This is a genomic window from Mycobacterium sp., from assembly GCF_040398885.1.
In the GTDB taxonomy this organism is placed as follows: Bacteria; Actinomycetota; Actinomycetes; order Mycobacteriales; family Mycobacteriaceae; genus Mycobacterium.
Genome location: NZ_JBBATF010000001.1, coordinates 19072 through 36926, shown reverse-complemented (window position 1 = coordinate 36926; position 17855 = coordinate 19072). Strand labels below are relative to the sequence as shown.

Annotated in this window: 21 protein-coding genes; 13 read left to right on the top strand and 8 right to left on the bottom strand. The window is 69.6% G+C overall.

Annotation, left to right across the window (positions count from 1 at the left end):
- Positions 1-51 precede the first annotated feature (51 nt).
- Positions 52-552 carry a hypothetical protein gene (locus ADBZ5U_RS00220; RefSeq protein WP_526261124.1) on the top strand — a complete coding sequence of 167 codons (501 nt, stop codon included), beginning with the start codon at positions 52-54 and terminating at the stop codon, positions 550-552.
- Here the strand turns inward: ADBZ5U_RS00220 and ADBZ5U_RS00215 are convergent.
- Positions 546-1463: an HpcH/HpaI aldolase/citrate lyase family protein gene (locus ADBZ5U_RS00215; RefSeq protein WP_526261122.1), complete on the bottom strand. Its 918-nt coding sequence runs from the start codon at positions 1461-1463 to the stop codon at positions 546-548. The genes ADBZ5U_RS00220 and ADBZ5U_RS00215 overlap by 7 nt on opposite strands.
- A gap of 131 nt (positions 1464-1594) precedes the next feature.
- Between ADBZ5U_RS00215 and ADBZ5U_RS00210 the strand changes: the two genes are divergently transcribed.
- From ADBZ5U_RS00210 to ADBZ5U_RS00195, 4 genes are all read left to right on the top strand, one after another.
- Entirely contained in the window at positions 1595-2551 is a 957-nt protein-coding gene (locus ADBZ5U_RS00210) for an MOSC domain-containing protein (RefSeq protein ID WP_526261120.1), read from the top strand.
- A 131-nt stretch (positions 2552-2682) separates the two neighbouring features.
- Complete coding sequence (locus ADBZ5U_RS00205; protein WP_526261118.1) at positions 2683-3171, top strand: hypothetical protein; 489 nt, start codon at positions 2683-2685, stop codon at positions 3169-3171.
- A gap of 253 nt (positions 3172-3424) precedes the next feature.
- The gene (locus ADBZ5U_RS00200; RefSeq protein ID WP_526261116.1) at positions 3425-3847 is read left to right on the top strand and encodes a hypothetical protein; all 423 of its coding nucleotides are present in this window, start codon (positions 3425-3427) and stop codon (positions 3845-3847) included.
- Between the two features lie 3 nt (positions 3848-3850).
- A complete protein-coding gene (locus ADBZ5U_RS00195; RefSeq protein WP_526261114.1) occupies positions 3851-4312 on the top strand; it encodes a hypothetical protein in 462 nt (153 codons plus the stop codon).
- Positions 4313-4478: 166 nt separating this feature from the next.
- Here the strand turns inward: ADBZ5U_RS00195 and ADBZ5U_RS00190 are convergent, their stop codons facing one another.
- On the bottom strand, positions 4479-5450 hold the full coding sequence (locus tag ADBZ5U_RS00190; protein ID WP_526261112.1) for an enolase C-terminal domain-like protein: 972 nt from the start codon (positions 5448-5450) through the stop codon (positions 4479-4481).
- Entirely contained in the window at positions 5447-6337 is an 891-nt protein-coding gene (locus tag ADBZ5U_RS00185; protein ID WP_526261110.1) for a mycobacterial-type methylenetetrahydrofolate reductase, read from the bottom strand. The genes ADBZ5U_RS00190 and ADBZ5U_RS00185 overlap by 4 nt, the downstream gene beginning before the upstream one ends.
- A 72-nt stretch (positions 6338-6409) precedes the next feature.
- Here ADBZ5U_RS00185 and ADBZ5U_RS00180 point away from each other — a divergent pair, with 72 nt between their 5' ends.
- Positions 6410-6871 (top strand): Fur family transcriptional regulator, encoded by a 462-nt coding sequence (locus ADBZ5U_RS00180; protein WP_526261108.1) that lies wholly within the window; start codon positions 6410-6412, stop codon positions 6869-6871.
- A gap of 56 nt (positions 6872-6927) precedes the next feature.
- Positions 6928-9048, top strand: coding sequence for a catalase/peroxidase HPI (gene katG, locus ADBZ5U_RS00175; protein ID WP_526261160.1), 2121 nt, complete (start codon positions 6928-6930; stop codon positions 9046-9048).
- 67 nt (positions 9049-9115) lie between these two features.
- Here the strand turns inward: katG and ADBZ5U_RS00170 are convergent, their stop codons facing one another.
- From ADBZ5U_RS00170 to ADBZ5U_RS00160, 3 genes are read right to left on the bottom strand one after another with little or no spacing between them, the layout of a single operon-like run.
- Entirely contained in the window at positions 9116-9394 is a 279-nt protein-coding gene (locus tag ADBZ5U_RS00170) for a hypothetical protein (protein WP_526261106.1), read from the bottom strand.
- 10 nt (positions 9395-9404) lie between these two features.
- Positions 9405-10265, bottom strand: a complete 861-nt coding sequence (locus ADBZ5U_RS00165) for a cytochrome c biogenesis CcdA family protein (protein WP_526261104.1) — start codon at positions 10263-10265, stop codon at positions 9405-9407.
- Complete coding sequence (locus ADBZ5U_RS00160) at positions 10262-10768, bottom strand: redoxin domain-containing protein (protein ID WP_526261102.1); 507 nt, start codon at positions 10766-10768, stop codon at positions 10262-10264. Before ADBZ5U_RS00160 ends, ADBZ5U_RS00165 begins: the two co-directional genes overlap by 4 nt.
- Before the next feature lie 284 nt (positions 10769-11052).
- Between ADBZ5U_RS00160 and ADBZ5U_RS00155 the strand changes: the two genes are divergently transcribed.
- Genes ADBZ5U_RS00155 through ADBZ5U_RS00130 form a run of 6 tightly spaced genes read left to right on the top strand, consistent with a single transcriptional unit; the run spans position 11053 to position 15321 of the window.
- Positions 11053-11487 carry an STAS domain-containing protein gene (locus tag ADBZ5U_RS00155; RefSeq protein WP_526261100.1) on the top strand — a complete coding sequence of 145 codons (435 nt, stop codon included), beginning with the start codon at positions 11053-11055 and terminating at the stop codon, positions 11485-11487.
- 25 nt (positions 11488-11512) lie between these two features.
- Positions 11513-12016 carry an Rv1352/Rv1906c domain-containing protein gene (locus tag ADBZ5U_RS00150; RefSeq protein WP_526261098.1) on the top strand — a complete coding sequence of 168 codons (504 nt, stop codon included), beginning with the start codon at positions 11513-11515 and terminating at the stop codon, positions 12014-12016.
- A 1-nt stretch (position 12017) separates the two neighbouring features.
- Positions 12018-12749 (top strand): molybdate ABC transporter substrate-binding protein, encoded by a 732-nt coding sequence (gene modA, locus ADBZ5U_RS00145; protein WP_526261096.1) that lies wholly within the window; start codon positions 12018-12020, stop codon positions 12747-12749.
- Between the two features lie 16 nt (positions 12750-12765).
- Positions 12766-13512 carry a peroxide stress protein YaaA gene (gene yaaA, locus ADBZ5U_RS00140; protein WP_526261094.1) on the top strand — a complete coding sequence of 249 codons (747 nt, stop codon included), beginning with the start codon at positions 12766-12768 and terminating at the stop codon, positions 13510-13512.
- 19 nt (positions 13513-13531) lie between these two features.
- Positions 13532-14248: a class I SAM-dependent methyltransferase gene (locus tag ADBZ5U_RS00135; protein ID WP_526261092.1), complete on the top strand. Its 717-nt coding sequence runs from the start codon at positions 13532-13534 to the stop codon at positions 14246-14248.
- Positions 14245-15321: a GGDEF domain-containing protein gene (locus ADBZ5U_RS00130; RefSeq protein ID WP_526261090.1), complete on the top strand. Its 1077-nt coding sequence runs from the start codon at positions 14245-14247 to the stop codon at positions 15319-15321. Before ADBZ5U_RS00135 ends, ADBZ5U_RS00130 begins: the two co-directional genes overlap by 4 nt.
- Here the strand turns inward: ADBZ5U_RS00130 and ADBZ5U_RS00125 are convergent.
- Both ADBZ5U_RS00125 and ADBZ5U_RS00120 read right to left on the bottom strand, forming a co-directional pair.
- Complete coding sequence (locus ADBZ5U_RS00125; protein WP_526261088.1) at positions 15318-16586, bottom strand: competence/damage-inducible protein A; 1269 nt, start codon at positions 16584-16586, stop codon at positions 15318-15320. The genes ADBZ5U_RS00130 and ADBZ5U_RS00125 overlap by 4 nt on opposite strands.
- Positions 16587-16615: 29 nt before the next feature.
- Entirely contained in the window at positions 16616-17851 is a 1236-nt protein-coding gene (locus ADBZ5U_RS00120) for an oxygenase MpaB family protein (RefSeq protein ID WP_526261158.1), read from the bottom strand.
- Positions 17852-17855 lie beyond the last annotated feature (4 nt).

Here is a 17855-nt window from a genome sequence, read left to right as displayed (position 1 = left end):
ACCGCGAACTGTGTGGGGAGCGGAGTACGCGGCGCAAAGGCGCTGCCGGCGGTGACGGTCGCCGTAACGGCGGCCATCGTGGCGGCCGGGCAGGCGGTGGCCGGGCCCGACGGTCACTACGGCGCGACTTCGGCGAACGCGACCGGTGTCAGCCACCGGGGTTTTGCGTTCGCCGGGACGTTCACGCCCACGAACATCGTCGTCGGGCCCGATGGCCGCGCGTTCGCCGACGGAACCCTCAGCGGGGTGCTGTCAGCCCCGGGAACCGTGCGGACCGCCGTCCGGACGCAAAGCGCGATGCCGGTCAATTGGGGCCAGACCACCGCCAACTGCAACATGATGGACCTCGCCCTGGGGTCGGTCGATTTGAGCCCCACGATCCACCTCGACCAGACCGTCCTCAACATCTCGCTGGACGACGGCCCGGGAAGCCGGTTACGCGTTCCGTTGTGCGCACTCACCGCCGTTCTGCGGCCTCCCCACGGCCGCGACGCCGAGGCGGTGCGGGTGATCAACCAGATCCTGGACCTGGCGAACGGTGCGGATCAGTAGTGGTAGGTGTCCGACGGCGCCGTCACGTGCACGGCCTGATCGTCGAACTCCGACACCCGGATCCCGTAGGCGCGGGCCAGATTCAGGATCTTGGTGGCGCGGGCGATGCGCGGCAGATCCGACCCGTTGCGGATCTCGCCGCCGTCGCGCTCGTACTCGGCGAAGAACTCCTGGGCCCAGGTGATCTCCTCCTGGGAGGGCGCCAGACCCTCGTTGACCGTCGGGCACTGATCGGGGGTCAGGCAGATCTTGCCGGTCATGCCGAACTCGGCCGAGACCGCGGTGGCCTCGCTGAGTTTCAGCGCACTGGATCCGACCGTCGGGCCGTCGATGGCGCCCGGAAGGTGGGCTGCCTTGGCGGCGATGGTGAACCGGGACCGCGCATAGGCCAGCGTGGTGGGGTTCTCCCCGAAGCCGGTGTCGCGGCGGAAGTCGCCGATGCCGAAGGCCAGCCGGAAGGTGCCCTTGGCCGCGGCGATCTCGGTGATCCGCTCCAGACCGCGGGCGGTCTCCACCAGAGCGACGATCGGGATGTCGGGCAGCCGCTTGGCGGTCTCGGTGACGTGGTCGACCGACTCCACCATGGCCAGCATCACCCCGCCGGCTGAGGTCTTGGACAGCATGGTCAGGTCGTCCTCCCAGAACTGGGTGCCGAACCCGTTGACCCGGACCCAGTCGGTGTGGCCCTCGGCCAGCCAGCGCACCACGTTCTCCCGGGCCGCTTCCTTACCCTTGGGCGCCACGGCGTCCTCGATGTCGAGGACGACGATGTCGGCGCGGGAGCGTGCGGCGGGGGCGAACTTGTCGTACTGGGCGCCGTTGACCAGCAGCCAACTGCGGGCCAGTACCGGGTCGATCCGCCGGCCGACGTCCTGGCTGTCGGTGTCCCATCCGCTGGCTTGGTCGTACATCTGTGTTGTCCCGGTGCCTTCCGTGCGCCCGACGTTGCCGGTCCATAGTCGCATCACCGCCTTGGGGCGACCAACACCACCGCCGTCCACGGCTCCCCCCGACCCGGGTTTTCCGGGTTTAGGCTGACCCCATGGCGGATGCCGGCCGGGTCACGGCGATCTGGCGCTACCCGGTGAAATCCATGGCGGGCGAGCGTCTGCCCACCGCCCGGATCGGCGAGTTCGGGCTGTCCGCCGACCGCACCTGGGCGGTGCGCGACGTGGAACTGGACGCCACCACCAGCGCCAAGCGGCTACCCGGCCTGCTGCTGTGCACCGCGCGCTACGCCGCGCCGCCCCCGCCGGACGCCGGCCCGGGCAACGCCCCGGAGGTGATCGTCGGCCTGCCCGACGGCCGCGAGTTCCCCAGTTCCGACCCGGCGGTGCATGCGGCGCTGTCGTCCTATCTGGACCGCGATGTGCGACTGGCCCCCCTGCCGGCGCTGTCCGAACGGGACAAGTACCGCGCACCGATGATGACCAAGGCCGACGTACGCACCATCTTCGGACTCGGCCCTGACGATCCGCTGCCGGACCTGTCGATGTTCCCGGTCCGCAAACTCGCCGAGATCAGCCGCTACGCCACCCCGGTGGGCAGTTACGTCGACGCCTACCCGGTGCACCTGATGACCGAGCAATCGCTGGCCGCGATGGCCGCGCTCTCCCCGGGGTCGGACTTCGACGTCCGACGCTTCCGGCCGACCATCTTGATCGACTCCCCCGAGTCTGCCGACCAGCCCGAATTAGGTTGGTGCGGAGGGGTTTTGCGCGGGCCGCAGATCGCCCTCAACCCGCTGATCCCGACCATCCGCTGCGTGATGCCCTCCCATGAACAGCCGTGCCTGCCCCGGGACGCGGCCGTCACCCGGACCGTCGCGGCGCACGCCCGGCGCTGCCTGGGGGTGTACGGGAACGTGCTCGAACCCGGCCTGATCGCCGAGGGCGACGTTCTGACCCTCGACGCGGCGTCGCGGCCGGCGGGCGGGGGTGCCGGGTCGGTGATCAAGCGGATCGTCATGCGGGCGGTGTCGGCGGTTCTGCCCGACTGAGGGGTTGGGCGGTCCGGTTCTGTCGGGCCCTCGCCTTGTTTCGCTTGGGACTAGACCTGAACATTGTCGGCTCGCGGTGAGACGGTGGCGGTTGTGAAGGGGTCGACCGCCTACTGGTATCTGTCGGCGGGATGAGCGCTCGTCACCTGTTCGTCGACGAGACCAAGCGTCGGGACTACTTGATGGTGGCCAGTGCCCACATCGTTACCGATGTCGCGCCTTTGCGCAGTGCGCTCCGCGAGCTGCTGCTGCCCAACCAGCGATGGCTCCACATGAAGAATGAGAGAGACAGCCGCAAACGACAGATCGTGCAGGTAATCGTGGCTGCCGGGGTTCAAGCAATGATCTACCGCGCCGGCGCGGACTATCGGACAGAGAAACAGCGCCGCGAAGCCTGCCTCCGGCGCCTGGTCGGTGACAACGCTAGAGCAGGGGAAACCCTCGTGGTCTTTGACCAGGACGATTCCCTGCTCAGCTGGGATAACCAGCGGCTGATCGAGTTGACTCGGGCCGAGAACTGCCGCGACACCTTCCGGTACGAACACAGGAACGCACCGACCGAACTTCTGCTCGCGGTTCCAGACGCCATCGCCTGGTGCTGGGCCAAGGGAGGCGACTGAAGGGCCCGGGTTCGACCCGTCGTGATCGCGGAACATGACGTTTGACGAACTGGGAGGTTCCCAGGAAAGCGCAAGGCCCGAGCGCCACGGTCGTCCGGCCGGGTCTCGGGCTCACTTCCTGAAGCTCAGCGCCTCAAGCACTGCTGAGACTACCCGATTCGGCGGGGCCCCGTGTCAACCGAACGGTCCCCGCTCAAGAGGGGGGCGGCAGGCGCCACTGGCCTGTCGGACCCACGGCTTATCCTCGTCGGCCATGGACACCACCGAAGATTCTTTCATCTCCGCCTGGTCGAAGGCACAGTTCCCGGACGTGAATCGCGACTTCGTGAAATCCGTCTGCGACGGGATCGGCATCGCCGGCTTCGAGTACAAGCCGCTGTCCTACCCCTATATCGCCGCGGCCCGCCGCGACGGGACCGGCGAGTTGCGCATCCATTTCGGCTGCACCACCGGCTTCACCGAGGCCGAGGCCCGGCACTTCGGTGCCGGCGCCGACGTGGTCCGCGTCAGCAGCACCCGGAAGAACACCTGGCTGGTCTCCCACCCGGAGAACCGCGGCGTGGACCTGCGCGGCCCGGCCGACGCGTCGACGAAGTCCGAAGCCAAGCGCTGCCCACGGTGCAGCAGTTATGAGTTGTCGGTTAGCGGGGTTTGTCCCGGGTGCGACGAGGAGTAGGCGTTGGTGCACAAGTCATCCGGGCCACAATGCAATCGGGTCAAGCCGACCGGGGAGATCTTCGCGACTCCCGAACGTGGGCTGTTCATGGGCAACCGGACCAGTCCCCCGCGCTGGCTCATCTGCGAGTTGCACTTCGAACGAGATCTGAAGGAGCCGCGCAAGTACACCAAGCTCTTCTTCCTCGACGAGGCGGTTGCGTTGGCAGCGGGGCACCGTCCATGCAACACCTGTCGGCGAGAGCAGTGCCAGGCGTTCGTGGCAGCGGTGAGCCGCAACATCAGGATCGGGGCCGGGGAACTCGACGCAAAGCTCAACTCTGCCCGTAAGGGCCCGACTGCGCGGGCTGCCATTTCAGCACTGCCCGACGGCGCACTCATCGAACTGGCTGACGGTGATTACCGGCTCAAGTGGTCGGGGGCGTTACACCGTTGGACCCCAGGGGGTTACGTCGATACCCTGTGAAAATTGCCGCCAACGGAAGCACGCCGAAGGCCCAGGAGAATATCTTCGAATGATGAGTCACCCGACAACTCGGACCAATCGCGTTCGAACCCTGAGGCGGGGGCTGGACTCAATCAGCCTTCCGCGACTTCGTTGGAAGTGACCTTGCTCGAGCTGCCCCCGCCCCCTACAAATACCGCTGCACCGCCCCCAACAACCCCCGCCACCGCGCCACCATCTCCGCATCAGTAGCCGCGAACCGATCAAGCCGGGAAGCATCCGGTCCCGCTGGCATCGGCGCCACCGGCAGGAATCCGTCAACCGGCGCCAGGTGCCGGGAATCGCTGACCACGTCCCCGGACAGCAGCAGCGCACCAGCCAACGTGTGCGCGTAGCCGGCGTCGGGCAGCACCCCGGCCAGGGCCAGTCCCCCGGCGATGGCGATGCTGGCGTGCACGTCGGCGGCCACGACGCAGGGCAGATCGAACCTCTCCGCGACGTGCAACGCCCGGCGCACCCCGCCCAGCCCACCGACGTTGAGCACGGCGACGTCGACGGCGTCGTCCAGCGAAAGTGCCAGCGGCTCAGCGCAATCCCGGATTGACTGATCCACCGCCACCGGCACGTCGACCCGCCGCCGCAACGCCGCGACATCCTCCAGGGAACCGCAGGGCTGCTCGACGAACTCCAATCCCATTGCGGCCCGGTCTAATTCGGGCACCGCGGCAGCCGCGGTCTCGACGTCCCAGGCCCCGTTGGCGTCGCAACGGATCAAACCGGCCGCCCCGAGAGTCTCCCGCACCGCAGACACCCGGGCCAGATCCTCGGCCAGCGAGGTCTCCCCCACCCGCACCGCCGCCGTCGAGCACCCGGACGCGACCACGATCTCGCGCGCGCGGAGAGCAGAAACCGCGGGCACCGTCACCGCCACGGGAACCCGGCCGCGAAGCGGATCCGGCCATCCGACCGTGCCGACCTCGATCGCCGCGGTCAGCCACCGCGCGGCCTGCTGCTCGGAAACCCCTGCGGGCGGGCTGAATTCGCCCCAGCCCTGCGGGCCCTCGATCAGCATGCCCTCGCAGACGCTCACCCCGCCGACGGAGTCGAGAAGCGGAATGGCGAAGACCGGGGCGCCGTCGAAGTCGATCCAGGTCTTCATCCGGACACAGACGCAGGCGACCAGTAGTCGAGCAACTCGGCGAAGGTCTCGAACGCCGGTGCCGACGGCCCGTAGGCGGCCTCCAGGTGGACGGAAAGCGGGAAGCCCAGGTCGGCCACCCCGTCGATCACCCGCTTGTACAGGTCGAGCAGCAACCGGCGCTTGACGGCGGGTTCGCCGGCGGCCAGCGTCCGGACGAACTCCTGCTCGGCGGCCACCACCGGGTTGCCGGGGTCCTGGATGAGCCAGTTGATCAGTCCGACGCGGCTTTCCATCTTCGGCACGAACCCGAACGACAGCAGGATCTCCGGGCGGTGGTCGCTGTCGCGGGCGAAGTCGCGCAGGAACCCGACGATGGCGTCGGAGTACAGCAGTTGGGTCAGCGCGTAGGTGGCGCCCTTGTCGCACTTGAAGTTGAACCGGCCGGCCTCGCTGTCGCGGGTGGGGATCATCACCACGCCGCGGTTGGGCAGCAGATCCCGGTAGATCTCCAGGGCGTCGGTGGGCGGCACCCCGGCGCCCTCGCCGTCGTTCATGGTGCGCGGCACCCCGACGAAGGCGATGCCCTCGATTCCGGCCGCGGTGAGATCACCGATCCGACGACGCAGGGTGGGCTCGTCGGAGAACGACGTCACCTGCGTGCACAAACCCCGCACGCCGGGCATCTCCGGGGAGACCAGGTTCCAGTAGTCCAGGACGTCGAGTTTGGGCTTCATCTCCACCGGTCGGTCGGCGTCCTCGTCGATCATCCCGGGGATCATCACGTGGCCGACGCGCACGCCGGTCTGGGCGGCGAAGCGCACCATCTTGCGGGCCTCCTCGACCCGCTCCTCGGCGGAGCGGTCGACGTTCGCGGGCACCAGTTCGAAGGCCACCGTGTTGAGCACGTTCCACACCCTAGGCGATCGGGCCCGCCGGATGATCTTGACCTGATCCAGAAAAGCATTAGGGTAAATTTCATGGCGCGGACACCGTGCGCGCGGGCCGAGTTACAGGCCGCCGACCTGCGAGTAACCCGGCCCCGCCTGGCTGTTCTGGAGGCGGTGCACGCCCACCCGCACGCCGACACCGACACCATCTTCGGCGCCGTGCGCGTCGCACTGCCCGACGTCTCCCGGCAGGCGGTCTACGACGTGCTGGCCGCGCTCAGCGGCGCCGGTCTGCTTCGGCGCATCCAGCCGTCGGGGTCGGTGGCCCGCTACGAATCCCGGGTCGGCGACAATCATCACCACATCGTGTGCCGCTCGTGTGGAACTATCAGCGACGTGGACTGCGCGGTCGGCCAGGCGGGTTGCCTCACCCCCGCCGACGACCAGGGGTTCATCGTCGACGAAGCTGAAGTCATCTACTGGGGACAGTGCCCGTCCTGCGCCCCGGTCGTCGCATCAGAGTTTTCAACGGATTCACAACAACCGAAGTAAGGAAGGACGACGTGTCTCAAACCGAACACTCCCAGGAGCCTGCCGTACACCGGGCGATGACCAACCAGGACTGGTGGCCCAACCAGTTGGACGTGTCGGTGCTGCACGGCCGCTCCGACAAGGCCAACCCGCTGGGCCAGAGCTTCGACTACGCAAAGGAATTCGCCAAGCTCGACGTCGCGGCGCTCAAGAGCGACCTGACTGCTCTCATGACGCAGTCGCAGGACTGGTGGCCCGCCGACTACGGCCACTACGGCGGTCTGTTCATCCGGCTCAGCTGGCACGCGGCCGGCACCTACCGGGTCGGTGACGGCCGTGGCGGCGCGGGCCTGGGCTCGCAGCGCTTCGCACCCCTGGACAGCTGGCCGGACAACGCCAACCTGGACAGGGCCCGCCGCCTGCTGTGGCCGGTCAAGCAGAAGTACGGCCAGAAGATCTCCTGGGCCGACCTGCTGGTGCTGGCCGGCAACGTCGCGCTGGAGTCGATGGGCTTCAAAACCTTCGGCTTCGCCTTCGGACGCGAGGACGTCTGGGAGCCGCAGGAGGTTTACTGGGGCCCGGAGGACACCTGGCTGGGCGACGAGCGCTACACCGGCGCCCGCGACCTGCAAAATCCGCTCGGCGCAGTCCAGATGGGTCTGATCTACGTCAACCCGCAGGGCCCCAACGGCAAGCCGGATCCGCTGGCCGCAGCCCACGACATCCGCGAGACCTTCGGCCGGATGGCGATGAACGACGAAGAGACCGCCGCGCTGATCGTCGGCGGCCACAGCTTCGGCAAGACCCACGGCGCCTCCCTGGAAGAACACATGGGCCCGAACCCGGAGGCCGCCCCGATCGAGGACCAGCTCATCGGATGGAAGAGCAGCTTCGGCTCCGGCGTGGGCAAGGACGCGATCACATCCGGCCTGGAAGTGGTCTGGAAGCCCAACCCGACCAAGTGGGACAACGGCTATCTGGAGATCCTGTACGGCTACGAGTGGGAACTGGAGAAGAGCCCGGGCGGGGCGTGGCAGTTCGTCGCCAAGGACGCCGAGGCGATCATTCCCGACCCGTTCGACGGCCCGAAGCGCAAGCCCACCATGCTGGTGACCGACGTGTCGATGCGGGTCGACCCCGAGTACGGCAAGATCACCCGCCGCTGGCTCGATCACCCCGAGGAACTCGCCGAGGCGTTCGCGAAGGCCTGGTACAAGCTGCTGCACCGCGACATGGGACCGGTCTCACGCCTGCTGGGACCTGAGGTTGCCGCGCCCCAGCTGTGGCAGGACCCGGTGCCGGCCGTCGAACATCCGCTGGTCGACGACGCCGACATCGCGGCCCTGAAGGCGAAGGTGCTCGATTCCGGTGTGCCCGTTGCAGACCTGGTGTCCACCGCATGGTCGGCGGCTGCCAGTTTCCGCGGCACCGATAAGCGCGGCGGTGCCAACGGTGGCCGGATTCGCCTTGCGCCGCAACGGAATTGGGAGGCCAATGAGCCAGCTAAGCTGGCTACTGTGCTGCCGGCGCTGGAGAAGATCCAGCAGGAGTTCAACGGTGCTGCGGCCGGCGGAAAGAAGGTCTCGCTGGCGGACCTGATCGTGCTCGCCGGCTCGGCGGCGGTGGAGAAGGCCGCCGCGGACGCCGGGGTCAAGGTCACGGTGCCGTTCCATCCGGGGCGCACCGACGCCGACCAGTCCCACACCGACGCCGAGGCTATGCGGTTCCTCGAACCGCGGGCCGACGGCTTCCGCAACTACTTCGCCGCCGGCGAGAAGATGCCCCTGGAGCGGTTGCTGCTCGACAAGGCCTACATGCTCAACCTGACCGCACCGGAGATGACGGCGGCGGTCGGCGGCCTGCGGGTGCTCGGCGCCAACCACGGCGGCACCAAGCACGGCGTGTTCACCGACCGTCCGGGCGTGCTGAGCAACGACTTCTTCGTCAACCTGCTCAGCATGGACACCGAGTGGAAGGTGTCGCAGTCGGCGGAGAACGTCTACCAGGGCACCGACCGCAAGAGCGGTGCGAAGAGGTGGACCGCCACCGCCAACGATCTGGTGTTCGGATCCAACTCGGTGCTGCGCTCGCTCGCCGAGGTCTACGCCTCCGACGACGCCAAGGAGAAGTTCGTCGAGGACTTCGTCGCCGCGTGGGTCAAGGTGATGGACAACGACCGGTTCGACCTGCACCGGTAGGTCCTTCCGAACGAAGGAAACCCCCGCGGAATGAGGTTTTCCGCGGGGGTTTCCTCGTCGGGACCCGCTACCGGCAGGTGTTGGCGTCGACCCAGCGCCCGTTCCAGCCCACGCACGCGCTGGCGTTCGGGGTGATCGGGGCGTAGGCGTCCTGGGGTGTCACCCACGGGGCCATCACCTCGGACAAGTTGGCGCAACCGCCGACCGAGACGCGCCGGCCCGCGCTGGCGCACACGTCGGCCGCGGCCGTCCCACTGGGAGCGATGGTGACCAGGGCTGCGGGAGCTCCGGCCAGTGCCGCGACAGCCGCACCCCGGACCGCCCATCGACGCACCGAATGTGTCATGGCGGCGAGTCTAGTCGCGGGCGAGGTGTCGCCGCCGACGCCGCCGCGCCCCGCCGGCCAGGGCGGCGACGGTCAACGTCACCAAAGCCAACAGCCACGGCCACCCGCCCGACCGGTACACCCAGCCGGCCAGCGCGCCCTGAACCCGGCCCGCCGCGGCGATCACCGGATCGGCGCCCGCCCCGCCACCGCCGAACAGCGACAGCTCGTACCAGCCGTAGTAGGCGACGTAGAGGCCCGCGGCGAGCAGCACCGCCCCGCCCGCCCGGGTGACGTGGGGCAGCACCCGGCGCATCCGGTCGATCGCCGTGGTGCTGGCCAGTGCCACCGCGACCGCCAGTGCGCCGACCACCACGGCGATCCCCGCGGCGTAGGCCAGATAGACACCCATCGCCGCGGCCGGCGACCCGCTGCGCAGCCCGCTTCCGGTGACCGCCAGGAACGGGCCGACGGTGCAGGACAGCGACGCCAGCGCATAGCCGACCCCGTAGCCGAACATCGACCCCAGCCGGTCCGTCGGCGCCCACCGCGGGCCCCTGCCCAGCGACCACCCCGGCAGGGAACGCCCGGTGAGAATCCAAATGCCCAGTGCGGCAAAGGATATCCCGATCACGATCGTCCCGTAGGGCAGGTAGCGCTGGACGGTCGAGGCGACCGACACCGTCAGCAGACCGAATACGCCGAAGACGACCACGAATCCCAGCGCCATCACCGCCGCGGCCACCAGCGCACGGGTCACCGCGGCCGGTCGGCCGTCGCCCTGTCGTTGCACCACCAGTGCCAGGTAGGCCGGCAACATGGCGAACCCGCACGGGTTGAACGCCGCGACCAGGCCGGCGGCGAAGGCCAATCCGAGCAGTTGGGTGTTCACCCCGTGGTCAGCGCGCGCACCCGGTCGGAGAGTTCCTGCTGCGACATCGCCGAGACCGGGTTGTTGACGAAGGTCGAGGATCCGTCCGGGCGCAGGAACACGTAGGCGGGCTGCCACGGCACGTTGAACCTCGCCCAGATCGACCCGTCGGCGTCGTTGATGTTGGTGAAGTTCAACCCGTATTTCGCGACGAAGTTCTGCATGGCGGCGTTGTCGGCGCGCGTCGAGACCCCGACGAAGGCCACCCCGGGGTTGGCGGCGGCCACGGCGGCCACGCGGGGCGCCTCCTGGTTGCAGAACGGGCACCACGGGGTCCAGAACCACAGCACGGCAGGCTTGCCGGCCAGACTGTTGCCGTCGAAGGTTGCCCCGCTCAGCGTGGTGCCGGTGAAGTTGAGATCGGCGGCCCGGGCGGTCGCCGGCCTGCCGACCCCGAAGGTCAGGGCGGTCAGGGCCAGCACCAGAGCCAGCGTCCTGAGCAGCCCGCGAGTCAGTGTTCTCATTCGAAAAACCCTCCAGGTGAACGTGAAGCCGACGTTGCCGAGACTATTGAGAAAGTCGGTCCGGCGACACCGTGGCCGGTGCGGGGTCAGAATTGCGTAAGACCGCGCCGGTCGGCGAACGGCCCGGTCTACAGGTTTGCGGGATCGGAAAGCGGGTAGCGGGAAAACCCTTTCTCACCAGAGATTTATAGACCGCTCTCAGGTTCCTTACATTTGCGCCATACGGTCGAGACCATAAGCCGCGTCGCTGCGTCGACCGGAATTCGACTCGAGGGGAGCCACCAATGACCACCTTCACCTCCCGCTACGGCAACCCCGCAGTCGACTACAAGGGAGCCCACATGTGGGCCTTCCGCCGGCACGGGGCCACGGTCGTCTCGGTCCGCGGGCGCGTCGACGCCGCGAACATCGCCCGGGTCAGCGACTACGTCACCCGGTTCATCACGACCGACAGCCGTCTGGTCCTGGACCTGAGCGAGGTCACCGGCTTCACTCCCCGCGCTCACCGGCTGATCGACGACGTCGACGCGCGCTGCGCCCTGGTCGGCGTGGACTGGGCACTGGTGCCCGGTCAGGCGGCGGAGCGCCGGTTGCGCTCCCGCATCGACTTCGCCGGGCTGCCCGTCATCGAATCGGTCGCCGCGGCGGAGCATCAGTTCGACGAGGCGATCCTGCTTCGGCGTCGTTTCCTGCTGCCACTGCTGCGCCGGACCGCCTGACCCGGACGCGGGTACCCTCGAGTCCGTGCGCGCTAGGACGGCGGCGGCGATAGCCGCGTTGACGGTCGGCTGCTGCATTTCCGGCGCCGCTGTCTCCTCTGCAGATCCCACGACCACGCCACCTCCACCACCCCCGGCGCCGGGACCCGACCACGCCGCGGCCGGTGCCGCTCCCCCGCCCGGCCCGCCGGCGGTGGACCATGACGGCACCTTCGCCGTCGGGTCCCAGATCCAGCCGGGCGTTTATACCTCGGGCGGTCCGCTGCCCGGCGGCACCTGCTACTGGCGCCGGATCGGCCCGGACAACGCGACCGTCGAGAACGCGCTGTCCAAACAGCCCCAGCTGGTCGCGATCGCCCCCACCGACGTCGCGTTCAAAACCAACGGGTGCCAGCCGTGGCAGTTGTCCGGCGGTGCGCCACCGAACCAGAACCCGCCCTGGCTTTCGCAGCAGCAGTTCCGACACAGCCTCGATATCCTCAACGGCCTCGCCGCCCAGTCCGGCAACGGCCGACTGCCGCCGTACTGAGTTGACCAGGCTCGCGGCACTGCTCGCCGTCCTGCTCTCGGCGATCGGATGCCAGTCCGGGTCCCAACCCGCGTTGGTCGTCTTCGCGGCCTCCTCGCTGACCGACGCCTTCACCGCACTCGGCGGTGTTTTCACCGGCGCCGGTGCACGGGCCGCGGTCGAGTTGTCCTTCGCCGGTTCGGCGGATCTGCTCACCCAGCTCACCCACGGCGCGGCGGCCGATGTGTTGGCCACCGCGGATGTCCCCACGATGGACAAGGCCGGTCGCGCGGGACTGCTCGCGGGTCCGGCCCTCTCGTTCGCCTCCAATCGCCTCGTTATCGCCGTCGCGCCGGGAAACCCGAAGGGAGTCAAGTCATTTCGGGACCTCACCGGGGTTTCGGTGGTGACTTGCGCACCGGCGGTCCCCTGCGGTTCCGCGGTGTCGCGGCTGCAGTCCCAGACCGGCGTGCGACTGCGGCCGGTCAGCGAGGAGTCCTCCGTCGCCGACGTTCTCAACAAGGTCACCAGCGGACAGACCGAGGCCGGCCTGGTTTACCTGACCGACGCCCGCGCCGCGGCAGACGAAGTCACCGCGGTGGACTTTCCGGAATCCGCCGGCGCGGTCAACACCTACCAGGTCGCGGTGCTCAAGGACGCCCGGGACCCGGCGCGGGCGAAGCGATTCGTCGAACTGGTCACCGGCGCCGCCGGCCGGCGGGTGCTGGCCGACGCCGGCTTCGGCGCGCCCTGACGTTAGCGTCTGCGTCGTGATCGTGCTGCTGCCACCATCGGAGACCAAACGCGGCGGGGGCGACGGTCCGCCGCTGAAGCTGGATGCGCTCGCCTGGCCTGAGCTGGGGGATGTGCGCGGGGAGTTGGTCGACGAGCTGGTCGCCCTTGCCGCCGATCCGCCGGAATGCCGACGGGCACTGGGCATCTCGGCCGCCCAGGACACCGAGATCGAGCGCAACGCCGCCCTGCGGGCCGCGCCGTCGCTGCCGGCGCTGCACCGCTACACCGGCGTGCTCTACGACGCGCTGGATTTCGGGACGCTGAGCGGGGCCGCCGCCGCACGGGCGCGGTCCCGGCTCGCGGTCGGCTCGGCGCTGTTCGGCCTGCTCCGCGCCGACGATCGCATCCCGGCCTACCGGCTGTCGGCAGGCTCCCGGCTGCCCGGCCGGCCCGCGCTGGCCGGCCGCTGGCGACCGGTCCTCGAGCCGCTGCTGACCGAACTGGCCGCCGGCGAACTGGTGGTGGACCTGCGCTCCGGCGCGTACGTGGGGCTGGGCCGGCTCGCGGGCGCCGTCCGGGCCGACGTGGTGACCGAGCAGCCCGACGGACGTCGCACCACCGTGAGCCACTCCAACAAGGCCCACAAAGGGCGGCTGGCCCGAGCGCTCGCATCGGCGGCCGCAGAGCCTGACGACGCCGCCGGGGTGGCGACCGTCGCCCGCCGGGCCGGGATGCGGGTCGAACGGGACGGCGACCACCTGACCATCGTGCTGACGCCCTGACGGTGGGAGGATCACCGAGATGAGCACCCGCTGGAACCGCGCCGGCATACCGCGTGGCGACGACTACGACGCCCGCTGGCGATCCCTGGCGGACAGCGGGCAGAACATCCACGGCGAGGCGGATCTGGTCGAGGCGCTGCTCAGGGAACCAGGTGGGCACAGGGAACCGGGTGGGCACAGGGAGCCGGGTGGGCACAGGGAGCCGGGTGGGCACAGGGAGCCGGGTGGGCACAGCATCCTCGACGCCGGTTGCGGAACCGGCCGGGTCGCAATCGAACTCGCCCGCCGCGGTTTCGACGTCACCGGGATCGACGCCGACGCCGCGATGCTGGCCACCGCCCGCGCCAAGGCCCCCGACCTCACCTGGATCCAAGCCGACGTGTCCGAGCCCGGCGACCCGGACGCCCCGCCGGTCGATCTCGTGCTGCTGGCCGGCAACGTGGTCATCTTCCTGGAACCCGGCACCGAGGGCCGGGCGCTCGCCCACCTCGCGGGCCGACTGGGCGACGGCGGCCTGCTGGTCGCCGGTTTCGCTCTGCGACCGGACCGGCTGTCGCTGGGGCAGTACGACGACCTGGCCGCAGCGGCAGGCCTGAGACCGGTGGCCCGGTTCGCGACCTGGGACCGGCAGCCCTTCGAAGGTGGCGACTACGCGGTATCGGTACACCGGGCGGTACCGGTACACCGGGCGGTATCGGTACACCGGGCGGTATCGGTACACCGGGCGGCGCGGTGAGGATTCTCACCGGCGCGGTGCCCGACCAGTACTACGCGATCACCTCGCGTCTGACCGCCGGCGGCCACCAGCGGACCACGATGCGCCTGGTCGCGGGCTGCATTCTCATCCTGGGCCTGCCCGCGCTGCTGGCGGCCGCAAACCCTCGCGCCAGCGATATCGCCTGGGGCAGAAGCCTGCTCGCCGTCATCCCACTTGCCTGCGTGGCGCTGGCCATTCCCTGGCTGCGCCACCGCTGGCCCACCCGCACCCAGTCCGCCGTTGTCGTCCTCGTCGGAGCCGTGCTGCTGGCGGGCGGCTGCATCGTCGCCATCAATCCGTTCTCGGGACTGCTGACCGCGACCGCGTTCCCCTTCGTTCTCGGTTACGCCGCACTCTTCCACGGCACGAGGCTGCAGATCGTCGCCGCGACCGCCGCAGCCGGCACGATTCTCTGGCTCAGCATCCAGATCGCCCGGATCGACGTGCCGACCGCCCTTGCCGTGACGACCCCGGTGGTTCTGATCAACGTCGCGGTGCTCGTCGGCTGCCGGACCGTCGCCCAGGTCGCTTCGAGCGGGCGAAGGCACGCCGACATCGAACCGCTCACCGGACTGCTGACCAGGTCTGCGTTCGACGAACTGACCGCTACCCTGCTCTCGGCGCGAAACCGGGACGACGACCGTTACCTGGCGATGGTCCTCGTCGGCATCGACGGCTTCGCCGCCCTGCGCAGCCTTCAGGGCGGTAGCGGCGCCGACCGAACCCGAATCGCCGTCGCTCAGGCACTCCGGGACACGGTTCGCCGGGATGCGGTCCTGGCTCATGTCGACGAGACGGAGTTCCTCGTCGCCGACACGTTCACCTCGCCGGATCCCTCTCCCCTTGCCGAACGGATCCGGGGCGCGCTGGCCGCGATCCCGCACGGCATCAGCGCCAGCATCGGGGTGGTCAGCACGCCGCTGCGGCCGCTCTCGGATCGCCCGCCCGACGAGGTGCTCGACGAGGTGATCGCCCTGGCGGCCACCGCGATGCACCGGGCCCGCCGCCGCGGCGGCAACGATGCCGAGTACGTCGTTCTGCCCCCTGCTTAGCCGGAGCCGAGCAGCGTCCGGCGCAGCAGGTGCATGGCCACCGTGGTCGATCGCTCCCGCACGTCGGCCCGCTCCCCCGGCACCCGCACGCAACGGGTCACGGTCGTGCCGTCGCCGAGCATCACGCAGAACCACACCGTGCCGACCGGCTTGTCCTCTGTTCCGCCGCCGGGACCCGCCACCCCGGTGATGGCCACGGCCGTGTCGGCATCGAGCCGGCCCAACGCTCCGGCCGCCATCGCCTCGGCCACCTCCGCCGAGACCGCGCCGTGTTCGGCGATGAGGGCCGGGTCCACCCCGAGCACGCCGGACTTGGCGTCGTTGGCGTAGGCGACCACCCCGCCGGCCACGTAGGCCGAGGAACCGGCCCGGTCGGTGAGCCGGGCGGCGAGCATGCCGGCGGTGCACGACTCCGCGGTGGCGATCCGGCGACCCGACAGCAGTCCGGCCACCTGATCGTCCACGGTGGATCCGTCCTCGGAGAAGATGGCCGCGCCGTGACGCTCCCGCACCAGGTGCATCAGGCCCCGGTAGCCCTCCGCCCGGTCGGGTTCGTAGCGGGTCACCATCTCCAACTCCCCGCGGCGCAGGCAGGTGGTGACCTCCAGAGCGTCGAAGTCGGACACGGATTGCTCTGCGGCGCGCAGTGTTTCGGCCAGGCCGGACTCGGCCACACCGAACATCCGGACGACGTCCTGGCGGTAGGCGGTGCGTCCGGCGATCGCCTGTTGCACCGCGTCGGTGGCCACAGCGGCGGGCCACATGCCCTGCAACTCCTTCGGGGGACCGGGCAGCACCACGACCGTCGGATCGCCCGCGACCACCACGCCGGGGGCGGTTCCCACCGGGTCGAGCACTGCCGCCCCGTCCGGCACCAGTGCCTGTTTCCGGTTGGCGGCCCGAACCGCTTCGGAGTCGACGTCGGGAAAACGAGACATCCAGCGCTCGACGATGCCGGCGATCTTGGCTTCCAACGGTTCGTCGAGCACCAGTTCGCGATCGCAGAACCGGGCGACGATCGCCACCGTCATGTCGTCGGCGGTCGGTCCCAGCCCGCCGGTCGTCACGATGAGGTCCACGCCCTCGGAGCGCAGAAACCGCAACTGCGCCTCGATATCGGCCGGACGGTCCCCGCAGATGGTGATATGAGCCAGTTCGACGCCGAGTTCCAGCAGCCGGTCGGCCACCCACGGTCCGTTGCGGTCGGCCACCCGGCCGGTCAGCACTTCGGTGCCGGTGACCAGAATTCCTGCGCGCGCGCTCATCGGGTTCGAGACTAGCCGCAGCCGGGCCGCTAGCGTCGCAGCGGTGCGGCGGCCTGGAACCGGGCCGCCCTACCGCCGGACTGCCACTGATGCCAACGCCGCCATCGGCGCAGCGCGAACCGCTGCCAACGTTCGTCAACGCCCGGCAGCACCCGCCGCGCCACCTCGATCCCGGCGATGAACGGCGCTCGCGCCAACAGCAGGGCGACACCGACGGCGGGCGAGGGCAGGTCGTAGCGGCGGCGGTTCCGCGGCAGCATGAACAGCGCGGCGTAGCCGGCCTGGACCCGGTAGTGGTAGCGGGCCCGCAACCGTTCCAGGCCCCGCTGGCCGGGCTTGGGCGCGAAGGACGGCACGAAGGACTCGACCAGTTCGGCGCCGGTCGCTTCGGAGTCGTGACTGCGTGCGGAGTCGGCCATGAACAGAATCCGCCAGGCCTGCATCACCGTCTCCGGGAAATAGCCGTCACACCGCACGCCGACCAGATGCCCGCAGTACCGATTGAAGTGCAGGACCGCGCGCGTCTCATGCGGCGAGGTGATGTACCCCAGGGCGGTGAGCCCCAACGCCGGCGCGACACTGCCGCCGAGCAGGGTCAGCATCATCGCGGACTGGCTGATCGGCAGCCCGAACCGCTCGGCGTCCCACTCCGGGTGTTCGACCACCCTGGCCCGCACGCTGACGTGCATGATCCGCACGTGCAACGAGATCGCCCGCGCCGCTGAACCGGCCCGCAGCACCGCACCCGGTCGGCATACCTCCAGCCACCATCGCGAAGTCTCCATGTAGCGGTGCAACGCGCGCTCTCCCGCGTAACCGCCGGACAGCGAAAGCGGAAGTGCCAGCCAGCTTTCGGTGTAGGTGTCCATCGTGCCGGCATTGCCGACCGCGCCGAGCGCGTACGCCCAGCGGCGCCAGACCGCCGCGCCCTGCTCGACCAGTTCGGCGTCGACCCAGTCCGGGATGCGTTCGAAATCCTCGATCAGCGCGCGCAGCGAATCGGGGGCGTCCGGCAAGCCGTCGATCCCGACCCGCTGTGCCCGCTCCACCAGTTCGCGGGCCTTCCGCGCGCCGAGTTCGCCGTGGTAGGTCTCCGCCACGAAACGTTCCGCGATCGGGTCGCCCTCGCTCAGGCCGGCTTTGAACGCCGCGGCGACGGCGTCGGAGGGAAACAGGTCGACGCCGCCCAGTCGCAGCACCCAGTCCCGAAGCCGGGCGTGCGAGGTGCCTGTCTTGGCCGCCGGATACCGGAAGGCGGTCGGCACCGCG